Here is a 5,011-nt window from a genome sequence, read left to right as displayed (position 1 = left end):
TTGATATTGAAAACTCCGGTGGATAGAGATGGGCACGCGCAAGATTAGATAGTTGGTGAGGTAACGGCTCACCAAGTCAATGATCTTTAGGGGGCCTGAGAGGGTGATCCCCCACACTGGTACTGAGACACGGACCAGACTCCTACGGGAGGCAGCAGTGAGGAATATTGGACAATGGGTGAGAGCCTGATCCAGCCATCCCGCGTGAAGGACGACGGCCCTATGGGTTGTAAACTTCTTTTGTATAGGGATAAACCTTTCCACGTGTGGAAAGCTGAAGGTACTATACGAATAAGCACCGGCTAACTCCGTGCCAGCAGCCGCGGTAATACGGAGGGTGCAAGCGTTATCCGGATTTATTGGGTTTAAAGGGTCCGTAGGCGGGCTCGTAAGTCAGTGGTGAAATCTCATAGCTTAACTATGAAACTGCCATTGATACTGCGAGCCTTGAGTAAGGTAGAGGTAGCTGGAATAAGTAGTGTAGCGGTGAAATGCATAGATATTACTTAGAACACCAATTGCGAAGGCAGGTTACCATGTCTTAACTGACGCTGATGGACGAAAGCGTGGGGAGCGAACAGGATTAGATACCCTGGTAGTCCACGCCGTAAACGATGCTAACTCGTTTTTGGGTCTTCGGATTCAGAGACTAAGCGAAAGTGATAAGTTAGCCACCTGGGGAGTACGTTCGCAAGAATGAAACTCAAAGGAATTGACGGGGGCCCGCACAAGCGGTGGATTATGTGGTTTAATTCGATGATACGCGAGGAACCTTACCAAGGCTTAAATGGGAATTGACAGGTTTAGAAATAGACTTTTCTTCGGACAATTTTCAAGGTGCTGCATGGTTGTCGTCAGCTCGTGCCGTGAGGTGTTAGGTTAAGTCCTGCAACGAGCGCAACCCCTGTCACTAGTTGCTAGCATTAAGTTGAGGACTCTAGTGAGACTGCCTACGCAAGTAGAGAGGAAGGTGGGGATGACGTCAAATCATCACGGCCCTTACGCCTTGGGCCACACACGTAATACAATGGCCGGTACAGAGGGCAGCTACACAGCGATGTGATGCAAATCTCGAAAGCCGGTCTCAGTTCGGATTGGAGTCTGCAACTCGACTCTATGAAGCTGGAATCGCTAGTAATCGCGCATCAGCCATGGCGCGGTGAATACGTTCCCGGGCCTTGTACACACCGCCCGTCAAGCCATGGAAGTCTGGGGTACCTGAAGTCGGTGACCGTAACAGGAGCTGCCTAGGGTAAAACAGGTAACTAGGGCTAAGTCGTAACAAGGTAGCCGTACCGGAAGGTGCGGCTGGAACATCTCATTTTAGAGCGTCTTTAGACGTTAAACAAAATACAAAGTACTTAAATGTACAAATTGTACTTACTTAAAGAACGTTTTAGTTTTTTACTCGGTTGATTTATATTAAAAAATACAAAACCCACTAGAAATTAGTAACAGGGAAGAGAGATTGAGTATAAAGGGAGAGGAAAAAGGGATATGCAAATATTACTTATTACTGATCACCCATTACTCATAACAAAGTCTCGTAGCTCAGCTGGTTAGAGCGCTACACTGATAATGTAGAGGTCGGCAGTTCGAGCCTGCCCGAGACTACTAATTAAAGCGGTAAGCATTAAGCTTAAAGCAGTAGGCATTTTGCCTAAAGCTTATAGCCTACAGCCTACAGCACCTAGAGGGGGAATTAGCTCAGCTGGCTAGAGCGCCTGCCTTGCACGCAGGAGGTCAAGGGTTCGACTCCCTTATTCTCCACAGTTTTGTGAGTCTGATTTAAAAGTACGATGAATAGAGCCAAAACAAATATTCATTTATCAGACGAGCAGAAAGACATTAAAGATCATTGACATTAACGGTAAAAATATCACAAAGAGAAAACCGAGCACTTGCGAGTGCTTGAGTAATTAATAAAATAGGAAAGAAATCGTTAAGGGCGTATGGCGGATGCCTAGGCTTTCAGAGGCGAAGAAGGACGCGGTAAGCTGCGAAAAGCTGCGGGGATCGGCACACACGAATTGATCCGCAGATGTCCGAATGGGGCAACCCGGCATGTTGAAGACATGTCACTCCGCAAGGAGAGCAAACCCGGAGAACTGAAACATCTAAGTACCCGGAGGAAAAGAAATCGAAGAGATTCCGTAAGTAGTGGCGAGCGAACGCGGATTAGCCCAAAAGTCTTTATATATTTAAAAGAATGTTCTGGAAAGAACAGCCATAGAGGGTGATAGCCCCGTATTTGAAAGGTATATTTGGATGATAAATGAGTAGGGCGGGACACGTGAAATCCTGTCTGAATATGGGGGGACCATCCTCCAAGGCTAAATACTCCTGAAAGACCGATAGTGAACAAGTACTGTGAAGGAAAGGTGAAAAGCACTTCGAATAGAAGGGTGAAATAGAACCTGAAACCGTACGCCTACAAGCGGTCGGAGCCCACATGTTGGGTGACGGCGTGCCTTTTGCATAATGAGCCTACGAGTTAATGTTACTAGCGAGGTTAAGGACTTCAGGTCCGGAGCCGGAGCGAAAGCGAGTCTGAATAGGGCGCTTAGTTAGTAGTATTAGACGCGAAACCTTGTGATCTACCCATGGGCAGGTTGAAGCTTTGGTAACACAAAGTGGAGGACCGAACCGGTTGACGTTGAAAAGTCTTCGGATGACCTGTGGGTAGGGGTGAAAGGCCAATCAAACTGGGAGATAGCTCGTACTCCCCGAAATGCATTTAGGTGCAGCGTCGTGTATAAGTTTATTAGAGGTAGAGCTACTGATTGGATGCGGGGGAGTCAAATCCTACCAATTCCTGACAAACTCCGAATGCTAATAAATGTTCCACGGCAGTGAGGGCGCGGGTGCTAAGGTCCGTGTCCGAGAGGGAAAGAACCCAGACCAACAGCTAAGGTCCCCAAATCTCTATTAAGTTGAAGCAACGCGGTTGGACTGCATTGACAGCTAGGATGTTGGCTTGGAAGCAGCCATTCATTTAAAGAGTGCGTAACAGCTCACTAGTCGAGCGGTCCGGCATGGATAATAATCGGGCATAAATAGAGTACCGAAGCTATGGATTTATAACCTTGGGTTATATCTGGTAGGGGAGCATTCTGTTTGCACAGAAGCAGTGGCGTGAGCCATTGTGGAGCGGACAGAAAAGAAAATGTAGGCATAAGTAACGATAAAGCGGGCGAGAAACCCGCTCACCGAAAGACTAAGGTTTCCTCAGCCATGCTAATCAGCTGAGGGTTAGTCGGGACCTAACGCGAACCCGAAAGGGGTAGTGGATGGACAATGGGTTAATATTCCCATACTTGCTCACACTAAAAAGGGGACGGAGTGCCGTACTTACTGGAGACTGACGGAATAGTCAAGACCTAGCCTTCGGGCGAAGTTGTTGTAAGGAAAGTGCTTCCAAGAAAAGCCGAAGTGAAGCAACCCGTACCAAAACCGACACAGGTAGTCGAGGAGAGAATCCTAAGGTGCTAGAGTGAATCATGGTTAAGGAACTAGGCAAAATAGTCTCGTAACTTCGGGAGAAGAGACGCCATCAGCAATGGTGGCCGCAGTAAAAAGGCCCAGGCGACTGTTTATCAAAAACACAGGACTCTGCTAAATCGAAAGATGCTGTATAGGGTCTGACACCTGCCCGGTGCTGGAAGGTTAAGGAAGGGCGTTAGCAGTAATGCGAAGCGTTTGACTGAAGCCCCAGTAAACGGCGGCCGTAACTATAACGGTCCTAAGGTAGCGAAATTCCTTGTCGGGTAAGTTCCGACCTGCACGAATGGTGTAACGATCTGGGCACTGTCTCAACCATGAGCTCTGTGAAATTGTAGTCTCGGTGAAGATGCCGAGTACCCGCAATGGGACGAAAAGACCCTGTGAACCTTTACTATAACTTCGTATTGACTTTGAGTAAGTAATGTGTAGGATAGGTGGGAGACTTTGAAGCAGGCACGCTAGTGTTTGTGGAGTCAACGTTGAAATACCACCCTTTACTTACTTGGAGCCTAACTTCTTTTAGAAGGACACTGCGTGGTGGGTAGTTTGACTGGGGTGGTCGCCTCCAAAAGAGTAACGGAGGCTTTCAAAGGTACCCTCAGCACGCTTGGTAACCGTGCGTAGAGTGTAATGGCATAAGGGTGCTTGACTGTGAGACCTACAAGTCGATCAGGTGCGAAAGCAGGACATAGTGATCCGGTGGTTCCGTATGGAAGGGCCATCGCTCATAGGATAAAAGGTACTCCGGGGATAACAGGCTAGTCTCCCCCAAGAGCTCATATCGACGGGGAGGTTCGGCACCTCGATGTCGGCTCGTCACATCCTGGGGCTGGAGAAGGTCCCAAGGGTTGGGCTGTTCGCCCATTAAAGTGGCACGCGAGCTGGGTTCAGAACGTCGTGAGACAGTTCGGTCTCTATCTATTGCGGGCGTTAGATGTTTGAGAGGGCTTGATTCTAGTACGAGAGGACCGAATTGAACAAACCTCTGGTGTATCAGTTGTTCCGCCAGGAGCACCGCTGAGTAGCTACGTTTGGAAGAGATAAGCACTGAAAGCATATAAGTGCGAAACTCGCCTCAAGATGAGACATCTTTTAAGGGTCGTTGGAGATGACGACGTTGATAGGCTACAGGTGTAAAGTTGGTAACAGCATAGCCGAGTAGTACTAATTACCCGTAGATTTATTGCCTATTTACAGGAATAAATATAATCATCAAATGAGTAATCATTAATATTACATTATAAACCTATCTCAAGCTCCTTGCAAGTGCAAGAAAGGTTTTGTCTTTGTGACTGTTTTTATCGATTAAAATTAGGTATCAGGAACCAGGTATCAGGATTTAGCACCAAGCTAAGCCCTAACTCCTAAACCCTCGAACCTTATATAACGCCTTTAGGGTGGTTTTAGCGGTGGGGCTCACCTGTTCCCATTCCGAACACAGAAGTTAAGCCCACCAGCGCCGATGGTACTGCGAAAGCGGGAGAGTAGGTCGCCGCCAGTTTTTATT

Annotated in this window: 2 tRNA genes and 3 rRNA genes; all 5 read left to right on the top strand. The window is 47.7% G+C overall.

Annotated elements, in window-relative coordinates:
* Positions 1-1,324, top strand: a 16S ribosomal RNA gene (locus AC1Q7L_RS22090); the annotation flags it as partial.
* 216 nt (positions 1,325-1,540) lie between these two features.
* Positions 1,541-1,614 (top strand) — tRNA-Ile (locus tag AC1Q7L_RS22085).
* Positions 1,615-1,696: 82 nt separating this feature from the next.
* A tRNA-Ala gene (locus AC1Q7L_RS22080) sits at positions 1,697-1,770 on the top strand.
* A 162-nt stretch (positions 1,771-1,932) separates the two neighbouring features.
* Positions 1,933-4,692 (top strand): 23S ribosomal RNA (locus tag AC1Q7L_RS22075).
* Positions 4,693-4,897: 205 nt separating this feature from the next.
* Positions 4,898-5,005: ribosomal RNA gene (rrf, locus tag AC1Q7L_RS22070) — 5S ribosomal RNA — on the top strand.
* Positions 5,006-5,011 lie beyond the last annotated feature (6 nt).

The sequence above is a fragment of the Chryseobacterium sp. GW823-FHT05E08 genome, from assembly GCF_058795655.1.
This window is presented reverse-complemented; position numbering and strand designations above follow the sequence as displayed.